Source organism: Nonomuraea ceibae (genome assembly GCF_019396325.1).
In the GTDB taxonomy this organism is placed as follows: domain Bacteria; phylum Actinomycetota; class Actinomycetes; order Streptosporangiales; family Streptosporangiaceae; genus Nonomuraea; species Nonomuraea ceibae.
Genome location: NZ_JAHKRO010000003.1, coordinates 55,267 through 77,585, shown reverse-complemented (window position 1 = coordinate 77,585; position 22,319 = coordinate 55,267). Strand labels below are relative to the sequence as shown.

Sequence of the window (22,319 nt, the reverse complement as noted above, 5' to 3'; positions counted from 1 at the left end):
ATATTCTTATCATTCTGTGGGGCTGGCATTGCATCTGGACAGTCGCCCTCCGCAGACTGTGGGCGATCGCGTATTCAAACAAAGAACATATTGTTGCTCGACATATTTAGGGGGACGCTGCAGTCTTGTACGTGCGCACGGCTCTGGACACGCCACACTGTTGCCACGATCCGATGTGCTGCACCGCCTCCACGCTCCAGCCCCCAGCAAGCCCGTAATGTCCGGTTCATAGAAGTGCTTCAGAACGGCCTCTGCCGCCTGGGGTAATGTGCAGGTCGGCGATAGGGCTCCCACGTACTCAGAGGGATGCGACGCTTGGCACCTTCGTCGTGCCCGACGATGCACTTGGCGTAGACATGTAAGTGGACCTCCGCGCTGTGGCCTGCACACGCGGCGACCTGTGCAGCAGGTCCTGGTGGAGAGACGAAGCGAAGTTGGCGTCCAGAGGTAGCGGCGATGCGCACAGCGGGCCAGGCTCCTCCGACATGGCCGGCCAGATCAGGGTGTACGCGTCCGGCGGCCTGGCCCTCGTCCAGTGGCCCAGCTTCGGGCGCTGACTCTCTGCCCCACGGCGAGTCTCAACAGCCAGAGGCTGTCGATCATGAGGTAGACGGGATGGTCGGCGCTCGTGTCGCAGGACGGTCCGTACTCCCTTAAGCAGTTCCCAGGCTCTGCCTAGACGGGTTGTCGTGCCGCTGCAAATGTGCCAGGACGCACAGAAGAAGCAGCCACTCGTACAGGTGCGCTCACCGCCCCTGCCCCAGCGCCAGATCTAGTCGACCACTTGATCCAGTTCACCATCAGCCGCAGTAGGGAGGCACTTTTCGACCTCGGCAAAGGCATACCGCTCTGGCCGGCCGCGTCCTATAGTCGCCGAGGTGAGCGATCTTCAGCCGGGTGTCTACCAGCATCTGATCACCCGCGAGGTGGGCGCCTTGCTGCGTGCGGTGTCCGATCGCGACCTGATCGATCGCCGGTCCTTGGATCTCGCCGACTCTCACGAGACACTGGCCCGGCATCTGGCTGCCCTCACTCGCCGGGCGCTCCGCTCGGTGCGGGGTGAGAGCGACACGGTGCGGCTGGCGCGGCAGGTGGAGATCGTCAACCGGGTCGCCGACTTGATCGGTGAACTGGTGCCCGAGGCCGCTTCGCCCGAGGAACTCGTTGAAGCCGCAGATGAGTTGCTGGGCATCGCCAGGGGCCGGGACGCGGGCGGGCGCGTGCGCTTCCCAGCGCGGCCGGTGGTCCCTCTCACCGGAAGCGCCTTGCTGGTCAACGGCCGCGGACAGCCGGAGATCGGCCATGAGCTCAAGCGCGAGCTGGCCTCCGCCGATCACGTCGACCTGCTGTGCGCGTTCGTGAAGTGGAACGGCGTGCGCGTCCTGGCCGAGGAGATCCACGAATTCCTAAAGCGTGGCGGCAGGTTGCGCGTGGTCACCACCACGTACATCGGCGCCACCGACCGCCTTGCGCTGGACCGGCTGGCGGGCATGGGCGCCGAGATCCGCGTCTCCTACGACACCCGGATGACCAGGCTGCACGCCAAGGCGTGGCTGTTTCACCGCGGCAACGGCCTGTCCACCGCCTACGTCGGCTCCTCCAACCTGTCGCGCACCGCTCTCAGTCACGGCCTTGAGTGGAACGTCCGCCTCGCCCAGGCCGAACAGCCACACCTGATCGACACGTTCGCCGCCACTTTCGACGACTACTGGGGCGATCCGTCGTTCGAGCCCTACGACCCGGAGCATGACGCCGAGCGGCTGGACCGCGCCCTGTCCGCCGAACGGGCCGGCGGGCGGGCCGTCGTGCTCGACTTCGCGCACGTGGACGTCCGGCCGTACTCCTACCAGCGCGAAATTCTCGACGAGCTCGACGCCGAACGGCAGATCCACAACCGGTGGCACAACCTCGTCGTCATGGCCACCGGCACCGGCAAGACCGTCGTCGCCGCGCTCGATTACCGGCGGCTGCGCGCGGCCGGGCAGGCGGAGTCGGTGCTGTTCGTCGCTCACCGCAAGGAAATTCTGCGGCAGAGCCTGCTCACTTTCCGGCAGGTGATGCGAGATGAGACGTTCGGCGAGCTGTACGTGGACGGCGCCCGCCCCGAGCAGTGGCGGCACGTGTTCGCCTCGATCCAGAGCTTGGACGCCAACCCGCTCCTTGAGCCTGACCGCTACGACATGGTGATCGTGGACGAATTCCACCACGCCGAGGCCACCACGTACCGGAAACTGCTCACCGGAGTTCGGCCCAAGGTGCTCCTGGGCCTGACCGCCACACCGGAACGCGCCGATGGCCAGGACATCAAGCACTGGTTCGGTGGCCGTATCGCCGCCGAACTCCGCCTGTGGGAGGCGCTGGAACGCGGACTGCTGGCCCCGTTCCAGTATTTCGGCGTCCACGACGGCACCGACCTGCGTCAGATCGGCTGGCGCCGGGGCCAGGGGTATGACGTGGGCCAGCTCTCCAACGTCTATACCGGCAACGACCGCCGTGCCGCCGTGGTCCTGGAGGCATTGCAACGCAAGATCGGCGACGTCGGGCGGATGCGCGCCCTCGGCTTCTGCGTGAGCATCGACCATGCCCGCTTCATGGCCGACCGCTTCACCCGAGCCGGGCTCCCCTCCGTCGCCGTCACCGCGCACAGCCTGCGTGACGAGCGGGACCAGGCACTGCGTGACCTGCGAGACCGCAAGATCAACGCCGTGTTCACCGTCGACCTCTTCAACGAGGGCGTTGACGTCCCGGAGATCGACACCGTACTGTTCCTGCGGCCTACCGACAGCGCCACCGTCTTCCTGCAGCAGCTCGGCCGTGGGCTACGGCTGGCCGAGGACAAGCCGTGCTTGACCGTGCTCGACTTCGTCGGCCACCAGCACAAACAGTTCCGCTTCGACCGGCGCTACCGAGCGCTCACCGGCGCCAGCCGTACCGGCATCGCCCGGGAAATCGAGCAGGGCTTCCCCACGCTGCCGGCAGGTTGCGTGATCGACCTGGACCGGGACGTACGCCGGCTCGTCCTCGACAATGTCCGGCAGGCCCTCAACCTCAGCTGGCGGGACCTGGCACGAGAACTCCGCGACCTCGGAGACGTCAATCTGCCCACGTTCCTGCAGGAGACCGGGCTGGACGTCGAAGACCTCTACCGTCGCAGCCGCCAGGGCTGGGCCTCGCTGCGGCACGCGGCCGGCTTCAGCAGCACGCCGGGTGACGAGGCGCTCGGACGGGCCTTCGGCCGGATGTTGCACATCGACGACGTCGAACGCCTGGCCTTCCTCACCGAGGTGCTGGCCGGAAAGGCTCCGCAATCGCCGCGCGAGCTACGCCTGATGGCGATGCTGGACGCGATGCTGTGGGGCGGCACCGAACCGATCTCCGGGATGGAGACCCGGTTCGCTCGCCTCACGGGTGCTCGCGCGGATGAGCTGAAAGAGCTGGCGAACGTGCTCCGCTCCGGCCTGCGACACGTGGCCCCGCCGCTGGACCCCGTCGTGCCTCTACACGTGCACGCCCGCTACAGCAAGAACGAGGTGCTGGCCGCCTTCGGCATCGACAAGCCCGCGCACATGCGGGAGGGCGTCAAATACGTGCAGGAGCACCGGGCGGACCTGTTCTTCGTCACCATCGACAAGGTGGAGGACCACTACTCCCCCACCACGCTCTACGCCGACCGGGCGATCAGCGAGGACTTGTTCCAGTGGGAGTCGCAGAGCACCCTCCGCTCGTCGGCTGCCACCGCCCGCCGCTACGTGACGGGCGAATCCACGATCCACCTCCTCATCAGGCAGTCCAAGCGCGACGAGGGACTGGGCGCCCCGCCGTACACGTACGCGGGGCCGATGCGGTACGTGAGCCACGAGGGCGAGCGACCCGTCCGCTTCGTCTGGCGCCTGGACCACCGGCTCCCACCTGAGGTATTCCACTACGCCAAGGCAACCGCCGGCTGAGCCACCCGGTCCTCACCTCAGTCGCTCAGATCAGGCATAGAGCAGTCAGGCTACGGGGAATGCCCTGCGATGCTGTCCGAGTTGGTCGGCTCGCCAAGCACTTTGTGACTCCACTCACATTTGACCGGATGTGCGAACCAACTCGCTGGTTATACGGTCAACCTGCTAGACGAGGGGTCCGCGGTACCGGGTTGATATCGCAGAGGAGCCAGATGTCCGCAGTGCAGACGAACGACGGTCAGAGGCTCGAGCCCGGTGGCCGCAAATCGACCTGGCGCGTCATCGCCACCGTGCTCTTTCCCTGGATGACCGCGAAGTTCCTGTACAAGCCCCGGGTCGGCCCGTCGCCCAAGGACCGGATGCTGGACCGGCTGGCGTTCTGGCGGTCGATTGTCGGCCTCGGCGTGATCCTGGTGGCGACCTCCCACTACCAGGACGTCTGGGGCAACATCATCCAGAAGGCGATGGAGACCGGGCGGCTTGCCGTCATTCTGTTGCCGCTGGCGCTGCTCGCGATATTCGTCGTCACGCGCTCCGGGCTCCGCGCCCAGCTGCTGCCCGGCGTGCTGCGGCTGATCGGGCGCTCGGTGCTCGCGCTGGCCCTTTTCTACCTGCCGATCGTGTTGATTTTCGCCGCGGCCAGCAACCTCAGTTTCGCCTCGCTGGCCAATGGTGAGGCCGAGTTCACCAGTGACATCGACATCAACGCCTCAGGGAGCGCGGCACTCTGGGTTCTCGTGGCGATACTCGCGGCGATCGTCCTCGTTCCCTGGTTCTTCGGCCTCTGGTATTGCACGATCTACTGGGCGGCGCGCACCGGGTTCTGGATGGGCGAGGTCCATCCGCTGCTCGCGCCGATCGGCACAACGGTGCTCATGCTGCTGATCAGCGGCCAGGAGCTCATCGCGCGCGACACCAAGGGCGTGCCCGACTGGCTGTGGCTCACGCTGAACCTCTGCGGCGCCGCCACGGCCCTGGTGCTGGCCGTGCTCGAATACCGGCATCTCCGGTCGACCGGCTACCGGTTCCGCAACGGCCCGGAACCCGTGACCCGGGATTCGGACGGCTCGGCAGCCGCCGATCAGACCTGAGGCCCGCGTGCAACAAGTCGGAGTCCCCGGTCCCGATCTGCCTGGCCGGCGACTGCTCGGCCGTCAGACTGTGATCTGCGGCCATCGCCTGGCCTCCTTCGTGGATGCACACCGTTCGAAGGATCACGCGATGGCCGTCCACTCACCGCGGCCCAAGGTCACTGCCAGGCGCCCACCAGGGTGAACCCCGCCCAATAGTACGGATCGGCGTAAGGCCGGTAGCCGGTCGGCGCGGGCGTTGCCCGGCTCGCCCGGCGGGAGCGCGCGAGCAGGGCGGTGAGCTCCAGGGTCTCCGGCGAGTCCGGCACGGCGGCCGCGAGCAGTTCCTCGTAGGCCGCGTACGCCTCGGCGAACCGGCGGGCCTTGAGCAGCGCGTCGGCGAATCCGCGGTCGAGCTGTCGTCGCGTGCCGGCGTCCGATGAGCCGAGCTCGGCGCGGATCTGCTGGTGGTAGGAGATCAGCCGGTCCGGGCGGAGGGCCGCGAGCGAGAGCTGGGCCTGGCGAAGCGCTTCGGCCTTCGACGTGCCGGACGCCCACCGGGCGTAGAACTCGCGCAGCAGGAGCACGGTCGAGATCTCCTCCACTTTCCAGAGCGTGACCAGCACGGACGCCGCTCCGGCGTAGAGGAGCGAGCGGGTGAGGCCGATGAGCTCGTCGCCGGGGCGGCGCCTGCCGAGCCCGCTGTCGCAGGCCGCGAGCGTCACCAGGTCGGCGTCCAGGCGCAGGTCGAGGATGTCCGCCGCGGTAAGGAGGTCGCCTCCCGCCAGGTGAACGCCGGACCTGAGCGGCTCCTCGGAGTCGAAGAACCCGTGACAGGCCAGATGCAGCACGTCGAGGCGGCCCTGTTCGGCGAGGGTGGCGAGGACCCGCTCCTTGGTGACCTCGGCTCCGCTGAGGACGCGGGCGCCGAACCGGGCAGCCAGATCGGCGGCCTGGAGGCGGCCGTGCACCACGGGCGCGTCGGCCATCGTGTCCGCCACGACGATCGCCCCGGCGCGCCGGGCCCCTGTTCGCGGCCCCGTACGCGGCTTCGTACGCGCTCGGACGTGCCGGAGCGCCGAGGCGCTGGGCAGGTAGACCACCGGGTTGCGGGTGATCAGAGGGCCCGTGACCCCGTCGCCGAGATCGAGGTCGAGCGCGCCGAGCGGCACCTGGTGCAGTGGGCCGTGCGGGACCAGGCAGATGACGTCACCCGGTTCGCTCCAGCGGAGCGCGGGGGCCGGCAGGCCCGCGTAGTTCTCCCCGGCCTCGGCCAGGAACCGGCTCGCCAGCTCCTTCGGCGTGCCCGGAGCCTGGCCAGGGCGCTGATCCGGGGTCCGTGCCTTCAGGCCGGAGTGCGGGTCGCGGATCACCCGGACCCCGTCGTGCGCGCCGGTGACGCCGAAGGTGACCACGGGCCCCTCGGTGACGTGGAAGGCGAGCAGCAGTGTCGCGGACCCGGTGAGGAGCGCGCGGATCTCGCTCGTTCCGGCCGGGGTGCCCCGGCGAAGCGCCGCGTACTCGGCCAGCTCCGGTGCCGCTGATTGGCGTTCCATGCCTGCCCAGACCTCGTTCAGCTCCCGCAGCGCGGTGCGCCACGTGCCGATCGCCGCGGCCCTGGCGGCGCCGTCCGTGCCGGACACCTTGGTACGCGCCGCGGTCTCGGCCTCGATCGCGCGGCGCTCGGCCGCCGCCCAGTGCCCGCTCGCCCTGCTCAGCACGCCGTCGCCCAGGAGTTCCAGCAGGACACGCGCCCGCCCGAGCTCGCTCACCTCCAGCGCGGCGGCGGCGGGATCCGCCGGCCACAGCCGGGCCGGGCCGGGCACACCGGCGGTCAGCAGGTCCACCGTCATGCCGCACGCCTCGGCGAGCAGCCTGCCCTGCGTGATCCGGGCGTCGGGCTCCAGGTAGTCGGCGCGCAGTTCCTCCAGCGTGGCCCGCGCCTCGGACAGCAGCCGGTAGGCGCTGCCGGGGTCGACCATGCGGTCCAGGCGGGCGAGCTCGATGCCGGTCTCGGCCGCCGCCAGCCGCTGGCCGTTGGCCTTGGCCCAGGCCAGGGCTCGCCGCAGCTCCCGCCGCGCCCGTCGGGTCCGGCCGTCGGACGCGTCCTCGCGGGCGCCCGCGAGCAGTTCGAGGTGCGCGGTGAACGGTGTCGGATAGAGCGCCGTCCCGTCGGCGGCCGACCGGCGCAGCCGCTTGAGTATCCGCCGGCCGACGGCGAGGATCGCGTGCCGGGTGAGCGGCGGATATCGCTCACCGCGCGGCTCCTCGTCCTCGCTCAGCAACGCCTTGAAAGCCGCCGGGGACTGTACGCTTCCCGCGAGCTCGAGCCAGGAGGCCCGGTCCGCCCCGGGCGGGGCAAGGGGGACCCCGCGGCGGGCCGCCAGCTCCCGCACCCCGGGATCGATCGCCGTGTCCTCGGCCACGCCGCGCAGGAGCCGCAGCGCGTCGCCGTCCCTGCCGAGCTCGGCCAGGGTCAGGCCGTGCGCGACCCGGGCAAGTGCGGCGGCGGACCGCCGCTCGGTGCGGTCGAACAGCTCCACGGCCTGCGCGCCGAGGATCTCCGCCTCCTCGATCCGGCGCAGGGCGAGCAGGGTCTGCGAGTGCATCAGCGTCGCCCATCCCCGTTCCGCGCGGATGGCCTCGAAGATCTTGTCCTGGACGGCGTCCGGCTGGCGTTCTGCCACCCGCCCGGCCAGCTCCAACCCTTCCTCCACCAGGTCGAACAGCGGCAGCATGTGCTGGTCGGACAGCCCCGGCTGCTGGTGGACCGCACCCCGGCGGTGTACGGGCACGCCCTGGCTCATCTGGAGCGGGACGATCCCCAGCCATCGGATGAGATCCATGCCTCTGCGCTGCGGGAGTCCGCTCTCCCACGTGTGCAGCCACGATCCCCAGAGCTTGAGCCGCTGCAGTTCGGGGCTGCGGCGCAGCTGGGCGATCGTCACCCTCGGGTTCGGCAGACGCCACATCACCAGCCCGGCACGGAACACGTAGATCATGCTGAGCGTCAGCCCGGCCATGACGATGCCGGGATGGGGGTGGACGAGCGTGCCGATGAGCAGCAGCGTCAGTCCTCTGTCCGACAGCGTGAGCGCCAGCAGCCCGACCGGGAACATGACCACCGCGTACACGGCGTTGATCGCCGGGACGGACGTGCGGAGCGGCCTGTGGGCGTGGGAGTCCAGGAGGTAGACGCCCACGACGGCCAGGGTCCACAGCGGCGACCCGTCCCGTGGCCAGGCCGAGGCCAGCCAGTCACCGAACGGGCCCGCGACGAGATACGCCATCAGGGCCAGTTCGGCGACGGCTCCGACGGACAGCGCCTCCCGGGCGAGCGGTGCGTCACCGCTGGTGACGGTGATGAACGCGGCAACCACCAGGATCGCGAGCCAGCCTCCCAGCAGCGAGGCCATCAGGAAGCCGGGCGGCAGCCCGGACGGCACTGCCCCTGCCAACGTCCCCGCCGAGACCAGCACGACCACGGCGCCGGGCAGAATCATCAGCGACCACAGCAGCGTCCGGCTGAAGACACCCCATCGGCTGGGTGGGACGGTGAGAATCGTCCGCTGGCGGGCGATCTGGTCCGCTCTGCCTCGCTCGCGGTCGGCCGTACGCTGCTCGTTGCGTGACCGGAGTGACCAGGTCGCCCACCGGAGCCGTTCGAGTCGCCAGCCCGGATCGCGGCTCCAGCCGCGGGAGGTCATGCACCAGTCAGCGAGTTCGCCGAGCGCTCCGGCGGCGACGACCGGCAGCGCCACGGCCGCCCAGAGCGTTTCGTCTCCCAGGACGGGACCGTACGTGATCGTGGCCGCCACCGGCAGGTACGTCAGGCCGGCGAAGGAGAGCAGCCCCAGCAGCGCGCCGAGCACGACGGCTCCGGCCACCGTGTCCGCTACGGGCCGCATGACCGGGGTGAGGACGAGGAGGACGGCGGCCAAGATCGCTATGACGAGCAGTGCTGAGAGCGCCTGCTTGTTGCGGACGGCCCTGCGGCGCCACGCGGGCATCCTGCTGCGGCGACGCGGCCGGGTCCGCCGGTGTTCGGCCACGCAGATGGCCACGGCGACGCCGAAACAGCACCACCACAGCGGGTCGGCGAGAGTCATCCGGCACTCCAGGGAACGTCGAAGGGGATGCCGTCGTCCCAGAAGGCGGCGAGCCGCTCCCAGAGGACGATCTCGTCCTGCAGCGTGTCCGGCGGCTCGATCCCGAGCTGCCCGAGCAGGGTGCGCCGGTGCAGGTCGAACGCGACCTCGACATGCCCGCCGTACAGCACCGCCGCGGGGGTGGCTGCGCGGTGCGCGGCCAGGCCGACGACCAGGCCCGTCGCGGCGCACACGGCCGTCGGAAGGCTCTCGCGGCCGGAGAGCGCCAGGGCCGCCAGCGCGGCGACCGTGAACACGCAGGCGACCACGGTGAGGGTGAGCATCAGGATCATGTTCGTGCGGGCGGCGGCGAGGTCGACGAGGGACTGCTGGGTGAGCATCGGCTGCAGGCGGGGCCACACCGAGCTCGGCCTGATGCCGTAGCGAGCGCGCGCGTACTGCTCGGAGCGGCGCAGCGCGTTGCCGAACCGGGTCGGCAGCACCTCTTCGGGCACGTCGGGGGACGGGTAGACGGTGGAGAGCGCCTTGCGGGCGCGGGCCTGCTGGTGCCGCGATCCGGTGCGGCTGAGGCGTTTCCAGCGCCGCAGCCGCGCCCTGTGGTAGGCGGACCAGACGCGCGCCGCGGCCCGCCCGAGAGGTGTCGGCCACGTTCCGGCGAACAGCTCGACCAGCTTGGGCTGCGCCGCGGTGAGCAGCAGCGAGACGAACGCGACGACGACGGCGAACGCTCCGCAGCGCAGCCATTGGACGGTGGCGTCGAGCGCCTTCCACCCGGCCAGCGCTTGGGAGAGGCCGGTCACGTACGCCCAGAGGAGTAACAGTCCGGCGCAGAGGAGGAGCGCGGGGAGCACCGCGGTCAGCATGAAACGACGATCGACCGGGCCTGTCAGCAACGGCAGCATCAGCGTCGCCCCGGGTTACGCGTACAGCCGGATGTCGTGCTCCATGACCGGGTTGCCGCATTTCAGCGGGCGGAGCCGGTTCCATTCGGTGACCTCGTTCGGCCAGCCGCACCCGGGCTCCCGGCACAGCAGCCGGTAGTGCGGCCGGCCCTGATCCGGCAGATCGGGGAACCGGTTGTCGCCCGCCTCTCCCCCGGGACCGAGCGAGCGCTCGGCGGCCTGCGTGGCGAAGAAGTCGTCGATGACCTCCTGGGGCACGACAGCCGTCGGCGCTCCCGTGGGCGAGACGAGCACCACCCCGGCCGGGTCGGGATCGATGTCGAACAGGCTCGCCGCGCCCGGCGCGAGCAGGTCCCCGATCGGGGTCTCCTCCGGCACGACCAACGCCCCCGCCGCCGGGGCCTGATCCGAGCCTGCCGTGGAACCGCCGCGCAGCAACCCGACGATGCCGTCCCTGGAGGTACGGACGACCAGGAACCTGACCTCCTGCGCCGCGCCGGCGGCGGGAGGTGCGTCGACCACCAGGAAATCGGTGGTCGCCAGCTTGCGTAGCGACACTTGCGAATCGGATGCCGACGAGGGGAAGAGCGACATGCGTGACCCTCCGTGGAGACGGCGACGCTGACTGTACGCCTAGGATGACGCAGGAAGCCTGGCCGAGGGGCGATCCGGGAAAACTCGGCCAGAGCGCGCTTCATGCGTGATCCGCCAACGCGGCCGTCAGGTGGCCCGTGCGCAGTTCTTGCTGTTCGACCCAGCCTTTCCCCTCTGCGGCGATTCCTTCCAGGACGTGGAGGGTGTGTGGGAGGCCGGCGGCGTCCAGGGACACTTCGGACACCCGGCCAGGGTTTTCGTCCTGCTGGAGGTCCTCGAACCCGGAGCTCACCTCGACGCTGATCTTGTCGCCGTTGACGAGAGTGAGCTCGAAGGTGCGCTCGTCGTTGTCCGATTGGCTGACCTGTACGGAGGCGACGGCTTCGAAGCGGTAGTTGAGCCGCTGCTCGTCGTGGAAGGTGGCGTTCAGGAAGTCGAGGGTGACCGTGAGCTGGCGGACGCCTTCCTGGGTGATGAGGAAGACCAGGAGCTGATACTTCTTGTAGCGCCACGGGCCGCCCCTCATGCGCGCGCGGGCGCTCGATCGGGCGGGGGCCTCGATGAAGGCGTGAGCGATGACGTGGCTCATGGTGAGCCTGTAGTGCCGCAACGCCTTGTCGAGGAGTACTTTCCGGTCGCAGTCCAGCCAGTCCGCTATCTCCTCATCACGAGGTTTGTCCGCCATTTTCGCGCGCCAACGGTCCAGGGCTGCCAGGTCGGACTTCAGGGTCTGGTCGCTTTCGAGCTGGTCCGCGGCGTAGCGGCGGCGCTCAAGGACGATGTGGAGCCAGGCGCGGGCACCGACCCAGGCGGAGATCAACAGAAGGGTGATCGCGCCGATCGCGCGCAGAGGCTCGACCGGTACGGCGCCGATCGCAGCCCATCCGCCTGCGCCTGCGAGGGTGAGGACCCCTAGTATCGCCAGGGCTTTCGTCCGTGTCGGGGTGGCGAGTTCCGCACGATAGCTCCACAGTGTGCCTTCTCTTTGGCGGGTGCTGGCGTCGCTCGCTCGATGCCGGATGAGCCAGGCGATCCTCTCGACCCCGGCCCGTGTTTCTCCGTAGACCTCCGCGAGTTCGTCGCGCAGGCTGCAGCGGATGCCCCTGGTATGGACCATCCAGTTGTCACGGTCCACACCCGGCGGCAGGTACGTGGCGAAGTAGTGGTCGATGCGGTGCTCCGCCCTCTTCGCGAAGCTGCCGCGCTCGGCCTTGGTCGTGGGCCCCAGATACTGCCGGTCCTTGGCACGGCGGCGCACCACACGGAAATGCCAGTCCGCGGCGTTACGCGCACCGACGTAGGCGCCGGCGACGCCGAGCGTGTACGCGAGCACGAGGAGGATGCGGCCGGTCTGCAGGATCAGGTGGCCGAGGTAGGCAGTGGCCATGACCAACGTGACCGCGGCCGTCACTGCACCGGCTCGCGTGGACAACGGGATGTCAGGGGGCCTCGGGATCCAGGGCAGTGGCTCTTTCGGGGCCGGGTGGAAGAACTTCCAGATCCGGTCCTTCCGTCCCCCTGCCATCTGCTCGGTCCTGGCCTTCGTCAGCGCGAGACGCCACAGATGGTCCTCGATGGGGCCCTCGAGATACAGCTCCAGATGCTCCAGGATCAGGCTGCGCTGTGGTTCGCGGAGCGCGTCGAGGTCCTTGACCACGACACGGATGTCCTCCTCGGGTTTGCCCGCCGACTCGAGGAGACGGTCGATGATGCGTACGCCGTCGCGCCACGGGTCTTCACCCGAGAGCCGCATGATGGCACGCCGGTCCCGCAGCTGGGCGATCTCGTCCTTGGTCAGCTCGTGCCGCGTCCGGCCGCTCACCATGGCGAGCAGCCAGTAGAAGTAGACCTCGTTGGTGGCGTAGCCGACCCTGGCCTCGTTGATGAGGTGGCGCGCCGGTCCTGGCATGCGGCCTTTGAGGAAGGAGACACCGGCCCGGAACTTGGTCTCGGGCGGATCGTGCGGTGTCGTCATGTAGATGGCATCGACGTGAACCGTCCCTGCCTGCACGGCGACATGAGAGTCTGTGGCCACGTTCTCGACGTGGGGTCCTGGGTCCGTCATGACAGGGATTGGGCCAGGGTGATGATGACGGCCAACTGCGCGGCCAGGTCGGCCAGGTCGCCGACGAGCCCGCGGAGCTTCTTCAGCGCCAAGGTCAGCGTGTTCTTGCGCTCCGCGGACTTCGCCTCCAGCGCCTGGTCGGCGGCGACGAGCTCCGCTTCGGCTGCCTTGTACGTCGCCTCGTCCAGGCGTCCGTCGGCCCAGGCCTGCCACAGGCTGGAACGGAACCCGGCCAGCGCCTGAGGCAGGCCCTCCGGCTGGGAAGTCTCGGGGGCGATCCGCACTCCGCCGTGCACGCTGCCCGCCTGCACTCCGACGCGGGCGTTTCCCGTGGCGATGTTCCTGGTGGTCTCAGGCATGGTGGTGCTCCTTGTCGCGAGTTCTTCGGTGGACAACTCCTCGGCCAGCGCCGCGGCGAACGTGGCCGCGTTGGCCGCGGCTCTCGGCTGCCACTGCTGGCCGTCCGTGGCTTCCTTGGTGCCGTCGGCCCGGTCACTGATGCCGCGGACGACGACGACGGGCAGTGCCCGGTTCAGGTGACCGGCCTGTGCGACGCCGGCGCCTTCCATCTCGATCGCGCGCGCGTCGTTGTAGTGGTCGCGAATCCAGCGGGCGTGCTCGGAGAGCCGGGAGTTCAGGACCACCTCCCCTGCGGCGATGGGCCCGAAGTGCACCTGCGGGCGGGGATCCAGATCGTCGGCCCAGGAGCCGCTGCGGTGCAGGTGCTGGGCGATCTGCTCAGCGGCGTGTGAGGTCTGCCAGACGCGGGGGCGGCTCTTGAATCCGTCGTCCTCGCTCGTACCGCCGTGGAAGGCGTACACGTGCGTGGCTACCACGACGTCCCCGAGCGCGATGTGCGTGTGCAGCGCGCCGGCCACGCCCACGAAGAGCAGAGCTGCCGGCCGGAACTCGGCGATGGCGCGTTCGGCCAGCACCGCGGCCGAATGGTTGCCCTTGCCGACGTGCGCGAGGGCGACGCGACCTCGCCGGTTCGCCAGGCGGCCCACCTCGAACAGGGTGCCTTGCGGGTGCCGGTGCAGGCGTAGGCCGGTCAGCTTCTCTTTGATCGCCTGGTATTCCAGGTCTAGGGCGGTGAGGATCACGACTGGGCTCACTGCGCCTGCTCCTTTCCGTTCGGCGGATCGGCGGGACGGATCATCGGGGGGTAGAGCGCCTCACGAGGCCCGGCTCTGAACAGCCGGGCGGGTCGGCCGGTCGCGGCCTTGCGTGCCGAACCGGCCGGGACGATGAAGCCATCAGTTTTCTTGATCTTTCGGTAGAAGTTCCGGGGGTCGAGGGGCATCCCCCAGACCGCCTCGTACACGTCCTGGAGGTCGGTGATCGTGAACGTCGGACCGACGAAAGCCGTGGCGAGTGCGGAGTGTTCGAGCTTGGCCCGGGCGCGCTCGACGCCGTCGGTGACGATGCGCCGGTGGTCGAAGGCGAGGTTCAGCTCGCCGGAGAGCACGCGGTCTGTGGGCTGCCATCCGGCGTCGGCGGCGTCGGTCCCGGCGGTCGGCTCGGGCAGCCTCGGGGCGATGGCCAGGAAGGCGACGCTCACCACCCGGCCGCGGGGGTCGCGGCCGGGATCGTCGTAGACACCGAGCTGTTCCAGGCAAAGCGTCTCCACATCCAGGTCGGCCTCCTCCGCGAGCTCGCGATGAGCCGCGGCGACGAGGCTTTCTTGTGAGTGCTGAAGGAATCCGCCCGGCAGGGCCTGGGCGCCCTTGTACGGCTCGATGCCGCGCTCGACGAGCAGCACGTGCAGACGCGCTTCTCGCAAGGTAAGGATCACCAGGTCAACGGCGAGCAAGATGGCCGGCGGCTCCCATGCGTCGTCGCTCATGGGGCCGACTGTACGTTTTTGTCAATCTGACAAAAAGTAGCGCGGTGGTTAGCTTCGCCATCCGTCGATGACGTTCCGCGCTAAAGCGGACATGGGGGGTCGGCTGCTCGGTGTGGTCATGCCGAGGACGCTAGGCCGCCCCACCGACAATTTCGTGCCAGTGCCATTCGTGCGCCCGGCTACTGTCCGGATATTTCTGGATAAATAGGGCCCTGAAGCCCGCATTCGGCCTACGGGGAAGCGCGCTAGGAAGATCTTTTGGGCTTTCCTATGACTCGCCATTGGGTGCCACGCCACACTGAAGGCCGTGACGAACGATCTCACCGAAGCGCGGGACCGTCTGGTTCCCCCTCGCCGGCTCCACCAGGTCGCGGCCCTGCTCAACATGCCGAACCTGGACGAGACCACCCCCCAGGACGGGGTTCCGCCGTCCAGGCAGCAGGCGACGCTGTATGCGGGCATCGCTGACTGGGCTCGGCTCTCGGCGATGGCGGCCGATCAACTCGACGAGTCGGGCGCACCCGAGATCGCCGACGAGTTCGTCTACCTGGTCGAATACACCGACCAGCATGCCAAGGGCTGGCACCCGGCGCCCAGCGAGCACTCCGACGGGATCACGTTCGCCGAGCGGGCCGAGGTGGTCGCGCGGACCGTCATGGGCCGCTACATCACCCACCTCGCCGATCATCGCGACGACTACGAGTTGTGGCTGGTGGATTCGCTGTCCCTGCGGGTCAGCGTGTGGAACGCGCGTACGGCCAACGAGGCGCGTTCGCGTGATCGGCGGCTCGCATACTCATACTCGGGGCACACGTTCCAAGAATTGCAGATTCCTCCGAATGCCGTGGAGATTCGTACGCCGGTTCAGATTCATCGGTTCATGACGCATTACATCACCTGCTGCTCTGAACCGGAGCATGGGGAGATTTATCCGGGTAATTGGGCTGCGTTGCCGACCGATGCCCTTTATTCGTACTTGCGGTACGGTCCGCTCTCCCCTGGCTCGGCCGGCTGATTTCGGGCGAGGGCACGACGGCATGACCTTCGCCCGGGGTGAGCTGACGATCCGGGGCCGGCCGACGCGGGTGCGCCGGCCGGGCGGGTCAGTCCTGGGCGGGGGTGAGCAGGGTGGTCAGGTGGTCGGCGATGGCGGAGATGGTGGGTTGCTGCCACAGCAGGGTCGCGGGGAGGCGGCAGCCGAAGCGCTTGTCCAGGCGGCGCCTGACCATGACGGTCATCACCGAGTCGAGCCCCTGCTCGACGAGGGGGCGGCGGATCGCCAGGTCCGCCGGGGCGAGCCGCATCACCGACGCGATCTCCGCGCGGGTCTCGTCGAGGACGTACGCGCGCAGCTTCTCCGGTGACAGCCCGGCGAGCGATTCCGCGGGCTCCTGGAGGTCGTCCTCGGCCGCCACGGGTGCGTCGATGACCGGGTAGCGCAGGCCGGTCAGGTGGCCGATCACGTGACCGTCGGCGTCGGCCAGGAGCGCGAGGACCGTGTCGTCGGCTGCCGGGTCCACGGCGGCGTCGATGATGACGGTGTCCGGCGGGGCGCCGGTCAGCGCCACCTCGTCGATGTGCACGACCATGCGCAGCACCGGGTCGCCGGGGAACACGCAGGGGGCCACGGACATCACCGCGTCGAGCGCCGGCGCCCAGGTGGGGGGCGTGTCGGCGGGGTGCGGGGTGTGGACGGTCGCGCGGAGGGCGCCGTCACGGCCCAGAAGGGTCTCGATCGTCCAGTCGAAGCCCGTGGTGGGGACGCCGACGGCGGCCAGCCGGGCGTGGACGAAGCCGGGGTCGATCGGGGTGAGTCCGGCCGCGTCCGCGTCGGGCAGTGCGCCGTCCGGGGCCCGGGTGGCCGCGCCGGTCGAATCGGCGGCCGTCGACGCGGTGGTCGTCGACGCGGCAGCCGTCGACGCGGTGGTCGTCGACGCGGTGACGTGGACGAGCCAGGTGGGTTCGGGTTCGCCGGGGGTGGCGGGCGTGCGGGCGGCGAGCCGGATCGCGGGAGGCTCGTGGACGACCTGGATCTGCCGGCGTTCGGCGGTCATCAGGGGGTGCATCATCTCCACGTCGGAGAGTACGGGCGGCGAAGCGCCCTCCCCCGAACCGGCCGCCCCCGTACCGGCCGCCCCCGTACCGGCCGCTCCCGTACCTGCCGCCTCCAGGAATGTGTTCACCAGGACCGCGGCAGGCACGATCTCGATGCCGCTGACGGCGTGGCTGCCCGGGTAGGGGCGGTTCGCGTCCTCCAGGCTGGTGCGCCACAGGCGTGTCGCGCTGCCCGCGAGGGTCGTGCCGGCGCCGAGCAGGGTGTGGGAGCGTACGTCGTGGCCGCGGTTGTCGTCGCCGCCGGAGGCGTCGCGCCAGTGGCGGCGGTGCTGCCAGGCGTAGGGCGGCAGGTCGGCCAGGCCGCCGCCGGGCTGCAGTCGCCGCCAGTCCACGTCGATGCCGTGGCAGTGCGCCAGGCCCAGCGCGGTCAGGAACGTCGCCTGTTCGGGCTGGTTGCGGCGGAGCGTCGTGCCGACGAAGACGTCCTCGAACCCGGCCTCCTCCAGCGTCTCGGTGACGGAGTGGGCGACCACGGGATGCGGGGAGATCTCCAGGAACGCCCGGTAGCCGTCCTGCGCGGCGGCCGTCGTGGCGGCGGCGAGGCGTACCGGGTCGCGGAGGTTGACCGCCCAGTAGGCGCTGTCCAGGACGGGCGTCGACCTGGGGTCGGGCAGCGCGGTGGTGTACATGGGGATGCGGGGCGCACCGAACGGGAGGCCGGCCAGCGAGGCCGCGAGCTCGACGGCCAGCGGTTCCATCTGGGGGCTGTGGAAGGCCACGTCGGAGGCGACCCGGCGGACCACGATGCCTTCGGCGGGCCACTCGTTCAGGACCGCCTCGACGGCGGCGACGTCGCCGGACAGCACGGTGGAGCCGGGCGCGGAGGCGATGGCGGCGACCAGGTCGGTACGGCCGGCGAGCCGCTCGGCCGCCTCCTCGAACGGCAGGCCGGCCATCACCATGGCCCCCTTGCCCTCGGCCTGGCGCAGCAGCCGGGAGCGGCGGCAGATCAGGCGCGCGCCGTCGGCGACGCTCATCGCGCCGGCTGTCACGGCCGCCGCGATCTCGCCGACGGAGTGGCCGATGACGGCCGTCGGCCGCACGCCGTGCGCGTTCCAGAGCCGGGCGAGTCCCAGCTGCATGACGAAGATCATGGTCTGGACGCGGTCGATGCCGTCCAGGGCGCCCTCGGTGAGGACCTGCCGGGGGGAGAAGCCGATCTCCTCGGCGAAGATCGGCTCGATCTCGTCGACGACGGCGGCGAACTCGGGTTCGGCGAGCAGGTCGCGGCCCATGCCGCGCCACTGGCACCCCTGTCCGGAGAACACCCAGACGGGGCCGGGGCCCAGGTCGGGCAGCACGTCGCCGGTGAGGACGGATTCGGACGGCAGGTCGTCGGCGAGCCTGCGCAGGCCGGTGGTCACCTCGTCGTGGCCGGCGCCGATGACGACGGCTCGGCGGCCGAGGTGGGTGCGCCGCAGGGCGAGCGTGTGCCCGGCCGAGGCGAGGTCGAGGCGCTTGAGCTGTTCGGCGAGCGTGCCCGCGTACTGGCGCAGCGCCGCCTCTGAGGCGGCCGACACCGGGAACAGGCGCGCCCCGGACGGCTCCCCCTGCCGCGCCGCGGCCGGCTCGCCCGCCGGCGGCTTGGCCGCTTCCGCAGGGGCCTGTTCGAGGAGGATGTGCGCGACCGTGCCGCCGTAGCCGAAGCTGGAGACGCCCGCCCGGCGGGGGTGGTCGCTCTCGGGCCAGGCCGTCCGTTCGGTGACGACGCTGAGCCCGGAGCTGTCCCAGTCGATGGCCGGGTTCGGGGTGGTCAGGACGGTCGGCGGGATCTCGCCGCGGTGGAGGGCGAGCACCGCCTTGATGATCCCGGCGATGCCGGCGGCGCCTTCGAGGTGGCCGATGTTGGACTTGACCGAGCCGATGAGGCACGGGTCGCCGGGCGCGCGGCCGGTGCCGTAGACGGCGGCGAGGGCGCCGGCCTCCAGCGGGTCGCCGAGGCGGGTGCCGGTGCCGTGCGCCTCGACGTAGCCGACCGTGGCGGGCGAGACGCGTGCCTGGCGCAGCGCCCTGGTCATCACGTGTTCCTGGGCCTCGCCGCACGGCGCCATGATGCCGTTGGTGTGCCCGTCCTGGTTGACGGCGCTGCCGATGACGAGCGCGAGGACGCGGTCGCCGTCGCGGCGGGCGTCGGACAGCCGTTTGAGCACGACGACGCCGCAGCCCTCGCCGCGCCCGTAGCCGTCGGCGGCGGCGTCGAACGACTTGGACCGGCCGTCGGGGGCCAGGGCTCCGGCGGTGCCGAGCGTGAGGGTCTGGCCGGGGGTGACGAGCAGGTTGACGCCGCCGGCCAGGGCGACGTCGCTCTCGCCGAGCCGCAGGCTCTGCGCGGCCAGGTGGAGCGCGACCAGCGACGCCGAGCAGGCGGTGTCGACGGCCATGCTGGGCCCGCGCAGGTCGAGGGAGTAGGAGATGCGGTTGGCGACGGCGCAGGTCGCGGCGCCGATGCCGGTCCACGCCTCGATCTGGGGCAGGTCCTCCAGCAGGCGGCTGCCGTAGTCGGCGGTGCACACGCCGACGAACACCCCGGCGTCGGTGCCGGCCAGCTCGTGCGGGGGCAGGCCGGCGTGTTCGAGCGCCTCCCACGCGGTCTCCATGAGGATCCGCTGCTGCGGGTCCATCAGCTCGGCCTCGCGCGGCGACAGCCCGAAGAACTCGGCGTCGAAGCCCTCGACGTCGCTCAGGAAACTGCCGTGGCGCACGGCGTCGCGCAGCGCGGCGGCGTCCTCGGGGCTGCGGTTCTCGTACGGGAGCCAGCGTTCGGCGGGCAGCGGCCGGGTGGTGTTGCGGCCGTCGCACAGCAGGTCCCAGAACGCGTCAGGTGAGCCGGCGTCGCCGGGGAAGCGGCAACCGATCCCGACCACCGCCACCGGTTCCGGCCGGATCCCGCTCGGACTATCGACCATCGCGCTCGTTTCCCTTCGATGACTACGCGGTTTCGGTGACGGCTCTCAGCACCACGGAGGCGTGTCGAGGATCTTGATCACGGCGCCGGAGACCGTGACTCCGGGGCCGGTGCCGAGCATCAGCAGGTGGTCCCCGGGGCCGAGCTGCCCGGTGGTGAGCAGCCGGTCGAGGGCGAGGACCTGGTCGCTGGCCCCGCAGTGGCCGATGGTGCGCCCGTACTCCCAGGTGGAACGTGACATGGGCAGGTCGAGCAGGGCCATGCAGCGCTGTTCGACGATCTCCTCGGAGTAGTTCATGAAGGCGACCCGGGTGAGGTCGCGGGCCTCGATCCCGCTCTCGTCGAGGACGCGTTCGACGATCTCCATGAGCGCCCGCTGGATCTTGAACAGGGCGGCCGTGCTCTCGCCCTGGGGCATGACCTGGTTCCGGAACTGGTCGTTCCTGGCCGCGAAGCTGAACTTGCGCCCGACGGTGACGCCGGGCGGGAACAGGGGCTCGGTGCCCCGGTGCAGCTCCTCGGCCTCGGCGACGGTCACCGTGCGCACCGACATCAGGCGGGCGAAGCCGGGCTCCCTGGTGAGCACGAGCGCGCTGGCGGCGTCGCCGCCGACGTAGCCGGGGCCCATGCGCCACCGGTCCATCAGCGGGGTGCCGTAGTTGTCGGCGGCGACGAGCAGGGCGGCCTGCCGGGCGGGGTCGGCGCCGAGGTAGCCGGCGGCGAGCTCCAGGGCGGTGAACATCCCGTTGCAGCCCTGCCGGATCTCGGTGGCCAGGACGTCGCCGCCGACGAGGTGGCGTTGCAGGTAGGAGTGCGGGGGCCAGCCGTCGGGCCCCTGGTGCCAGGTGGAGGCGTACAGCAGGAGGTCGAGGTCGGCGGGGGCGCGCCCGCTGCGCTTGAGCGCGCTCTGCGCCGCGTGCAGCGCCATCTCGGGCGCGGGCAGGTCGCCGGCCACCGCGGCCCCGGCCAGGTTGTGCAGCTCCGCCTCCTCGGCCGGGTACCAGCCCTTGGCGACGGCCTTCTCGACGCTGACGACCGTGCGGGGGACGAAGGCTCCCACCCCGCTGACGTACGTGCCGGGCGGGGTCATGCCGAGGCGAGTTCGTCGAGCATCGCGACGATCGTGGTGACGTCGCGGAAGTTCTCGGGGTCGAGCTTCGCGGCCGGAACCGGGACGCCGAGCTCCTTCCGGATGAAGTTGAGCAGGCGCGCGGTCCGCAGGGAGTCCAGCAGGCCGGACGTCAGGAGCGGGGTGGCCTCGTCGACCTCCAGGTCGGCGTCGTCCGGGACGAGGTTGTCCTGGATGAAGGCGACCAGCCGGTACGTGGTCTCGCCGGTGGTCTGTCCGATCGTCATGCGCGTGCCTCTTTCGTCACGGGGGCGGGCGCGAGCACCTTGAACGCCGCCGCGGCGACCGACGTCCCGGAGCCGAAGCCCACCACGAGCAGGTGGTCGCCGGGCACGAGCCCGCCGGTGGCGATCAGGTGCTCGAAGGCGATGAACTGGTCGACGGCGCCGCAGTGGCCGACGCGCCTGCCGTAGTCCCAGGTGGTCTGCTCGACCTCGATGCCGAGCCAGGACATCTGCCCGTCCAGGTCCTCGCGGCGGCCGTGCGGGAAGGCCACCCGGGTGATGTCGGACAGCTCGATCCCGGCCTCGTCCAGGGTCTGCTCGACCTGCTGCATCATCGTCTTCTGGATCGTCAGGTGGATGCCGGTGCCGCGTTCCTTGAGGAGCCGCTGGCGGAACTCCTCGTGCCGGTCACCGAAGCTGAGCCCCCGGCCGACGGTGGCGTCCGGGGGGAACAGCGGGTAGGCGCCGTCGTTGACCGCGTCGGCCTCGGGGATCGTCGTGGCGTTCACCGACAGGAGCTGGGCCATGCCGTAGTCCTTGCCGAGGACGAGCGCGCAGGCGGCGTCGCCGATGAGCGCGCCGGGCGTCATGCGCCAGCGGTCGACCAGCGGGGTGCCATGGTTGTCGGCGGAGACGACCATCGCGGTCTCGCGGCCCGGGTCGGCCTGGAGGTAGCTGGCGGCCAGCTCCAGCGAGCTGATCATGCCGACGCAGCCGCTGCGGATCTCGTACGCGGGCACGCCGCCGCCGAGCAGGTGCATCTGCAGGTAGTGCTGCGGCTGCCAGCCGTTGGGGCCCTGGTGCCAGACCGACGGGTAGAGCAGCAGGTCGAGCTCGCGCGGGGAGGACTCACCCCAGCGCTCGTAGGCGTCCACGACGGCGCGCCTGGCCATCTCCGGGGCGGGCATGTCGCCGGCGACGGCGGCGCCGATCTGCTGGAACTTCTCGGCCTCGTCGGCCGGGTACAGGCCTTCGCTGACCGCCTGCTCGACGGTCACGGCGTCCGGCACGTGAACGCCGAGGCTCCTGACGAACATGTTGGAAGTACGCACACGTCCCCTAACTCTGAGCATGGCAAGGGCGCCGTCGTGCGGACGGAGCACCAGGGGAAAGCGGAGTCAGCCGGCCAGCGGCAGCGAGTCGGCGCGTGAGGCCGGAAAAGGCGGCCGGCGGACGAGAGCGTCGTGAATTTCGGAAGTCGGCGGTCAGGCGTTTTTGCGATGTCGAGTTGCGCGATTCCCGCCGGTCGATGCCGTCACGAGCGCCCTCTCTCTGTCCTCGGCGATCACAGGGGAAAGGATAGGGCCGCCCTTCGGGTAAAGCAATATAAGGTCCGAAATCTGGACGGCCTCATTCCGTGACCGCAACCCGGCGGAACGTGTTCATTTTTGAAATGCACATTTCTCGGCCGAG

General features: G+C 70.3%; 13 protein-coding genes. 3 read left to right on the top strand and 10 right to left on the bottom strand.

Going from position 1 to position 22,319, the window contains the following annotated elements:
* Positions 1 to 878 precede the first annotated feature (878 nt).
* A complete protein-coding gene (locus tag KME80_RS03320) occupies positions 879 to 3,947 on the top strand; it encodes a DEAD/DEAH box helicase (protein WP_219500113.1) in 3,069 nt (1,022 codons plus the stop codon).
* 212 nt (positions 3,948 to 4,159) lie between these two features.
* A complete protein-coding gene (locus KME80_RS03315) occupies positions 4,160 to 5,038 on the top strand; it encodes a hypothetical protein (protein ID WP_219500111.1) in 879 nt (292 codons plus the stop codon).
* 158 nt (positions 5,039 to 5,196) lie between these two features.
* On the opposite strand, the gene KME80_RS03310 is transcribed toward KME80_RS03315, so the two are convergent.
* From KME80_RS03310 to KME80_RS03285, 6 genes are all read right to left on the bottom strand, one after another.
* Positions 5,197 to 9,126 (bottom strand): CHAT domain-containing protein, encoded by a 3,930-nt coding sequence (locus KME80_RS03310; RefSeq protein ID WP_219500110.1) that lies wholly within the window; start codon positions 9,124 to 9,126, stop codon positions 5,197 to 5,199.
* Positions 9,123 to 9,989, bottom strand: coding sequence for a hypothetical protein (locus tag KME80_RS03305; RefSeq protein ID WP_219500108.1), 867 nt, complete (start codon positions 9,987 to 9,989; stop codon positions 9,123 to 9,125). The genes KME80_RS03310 and KME80_RS03305 overlap by 4 nt, the downstream gene beginning before the upstream one ends.
* A 54-nt stretch (positions 9,990 to 10,043) precedes the next feature.
* Positions 10,044 to 10,586, bottom strand: a complete 543-nt coding sequence (locus KME80_RS03300) for a hypothetical protein (RefSeq protein ID WP_219500106.1) — start codon at positions 10,584 to 10,586, stop codon at positions 10,044 to 10,046.
* Between the two features lie 136 nt (positions 10,587 to 10,722).
* Positions 10,723 to 12,687 (bottom strand): hypothetical protein, encoded by a 1,965-nt coding sequence (locus tag KME80_RS03295; RefSeq protein WP_219500104.1) that lies wholly within the window; start codon positions 12,685 to 12,687, stop codon positions 10,723 to 10,725.
* The gene (locus KME80_RS03290) at positions 12,684 to 13,802 is read right to left on the bottom strand and encodes a 5'-methylthioadenosine/S-adenosylhomocysteine nucleosidase family protein (RefSeq protein WP_219500102.1); all 1,119 of its coding nucleotides are present in this window, start codon (positions 13,800 to 13,802) and stop codon (positions 12,684 to 12,686) included. The genes KME80_RS03295 and KME80_RS03290 overlap by 4 nt, the downstream gene beginning before the upstream one ends.
* Positions 13,799 to 14,533, bottom strand: a complete 735-nt coding sequence (locus tag KME80_RS03285; RefSeq protein ID WP_219500100.1) for an NUDIX hydrolase — start codon at positions 14,531 to 14,533, stop codon at positions 13,799 to 13,801. The genes KME80_RS03290 and KME80_RS03285 overlap by 4 nt, the downstream gene beginning before the upstream one ends.
* Positions 14,534 to 14,840: 307 nt before the next feature.
* On the opposite strand from KME80_RS03285, the gene KME80_RS03280 reads away from it, so the two are divergent.
* A complete protein-coding gene (locus tag KME80_RS03280) occupies positions 14,841 to 15,548 on the top strand; it encodes a hypothetical protein (protein ID WP_219500097.1) in 708 nt (235 codons plus the stop codon).
* A gap of 88 nt (positions 15,549 to 15,636) precedes the next feature.
* Here the strand turns inward: KME80_RS03280 and KME80_RS03275 are convergent, their stop codons facing one another.
* The 4 genes from KME80_RS03275 to KME80_RS03260 are packed head-to-tail and all read right to left on the bottom strand — an operon-like array spanning position 15,637 to position 21,943.
* Positions 15,637 to 19,554 (bottom strand): type I polyketide synthase, encoded by a 3,918-nt coding sequence (locus KME80_RS03275; protein ID WP_219500096.1) that lies wholly within the window; start codon positions 19,552 to 19,554, stop codon positions 15,637 to 15,639.
* A 45-nt stretch (positions 19,555 to 19,599) separates the two neighbouring features.
* Positions 19,600 to 20,643 (bottom strand): ketoacyl-ACP synthase III family protein, encoded by a 1,044-nt coding sequence (locus KME80_RS03270; RefSeq protein ID WP_219500094.1) that lies wholly within the window; start codon positions 20,641 to 20,643, stop codon positions 19,600 to 19,602.
* The gene (locus tag KME80_RS03265) at positions 20,640 to 20,909 is read right to left on the bottom strand and encodes an acyl carrier protein (RefSeq protein ID WP_219500092.1); all 270 of its coding nucleotides are present in this window, start codon (positions 20,907 to 20,909) and stop codon (positions 20,640 to 20,642) included. The genes KME80_RS03270 and KME80_RS03265 overlap by 4 nt, the downstream gene beginning before the upstream one ends.
* The gene (locus KME80_RS03260; protein WP_219500090.1) at positions 20,906 to 21,943 is read right to left on the bottom strand and encodes a ketoacyl-ACP synthase III family protein; all 1,038 of its coding nucleotides are present in this window, start codon (positions 21,941 to 21,943) and stop codon (positions 20,906 to 20,908) included. The genes KME80_RS03265 and KME80_RS03260 overlap by 4 nt, the downstream gene beginning before the upstream one ends.
* Positions 21,944 to 22,319: the final 376 nt, after the last annotated feature.

Excerpts from the sequence above, each read along its gene's own strand:
- KME80_RS03315 (WP_219500111.1), top strand. The coding sequence starts at position 4,160 with ATGTCCGCAGTGCAGACGAACGACGGTCAGAGGCTCGAGCCCGGTGGC.
- KME80_RS03285 (WP_219500100.1), bottom strand. The coding sequence starts at position 14,533 with ATGAGCGACGACGCATGGGAGCCGCCGGCCATCTTGCTCGCCGTTGAC.
- KME80_RS03305 (WP_219500108.1), bottom strand. The coding sequence starts at position 9,989 with ATGCTGACCGCGGTGCTCCCCGCGCTCCTCCTCTGCGCCGGACTGTTA.
- KME80_RS03310 (WP_219500110.1), bottom strand. The coding sequence starts at position 9,126 with ATGACTCTCGCCGACCCGCTGTGGTGGTGCTGTTTCGGCGTCGCCGTG.
- KME80_RS03275 (WP_219500096.1), bottom strand. The coding sequence starts at position 19,554 with ATGGTCGATAGTCCGAGCGGGATCCGGCCGGAACCGGTGGCGGTGGTC.
- KME80_RS03265 (WP_219500092.1), bottom strand. The coding sequence starts at position 20,909 with ATGACGATCGGACAGACCACCGGCGAGACCACGTACCGGCTGGTCGCC.
- KME80_RS03260 (WP_219500090.1), bottom strand. The coding sequence starts at position 21,943 with ATGTTCGTCAGGAGCCTCGGCGTTCACGTGCCGGACGCCGTGACCGTC.
- KME80_RS03270 (WP_219500094.1), bottom strand. The coding sequence starts at position 20,643 with ATGACCCCGCCCGGCACGTACGTCAGCGGGGTGGGAGCCTTCGTCCCC.
- KME80_RS03295 (WP_219500104.1), bottom strand. The coding sequence starts at position 12,687 with ATGACGGACCCAGGACCCCACGTCGAGAACGTGGCCACAGACTCTCAT.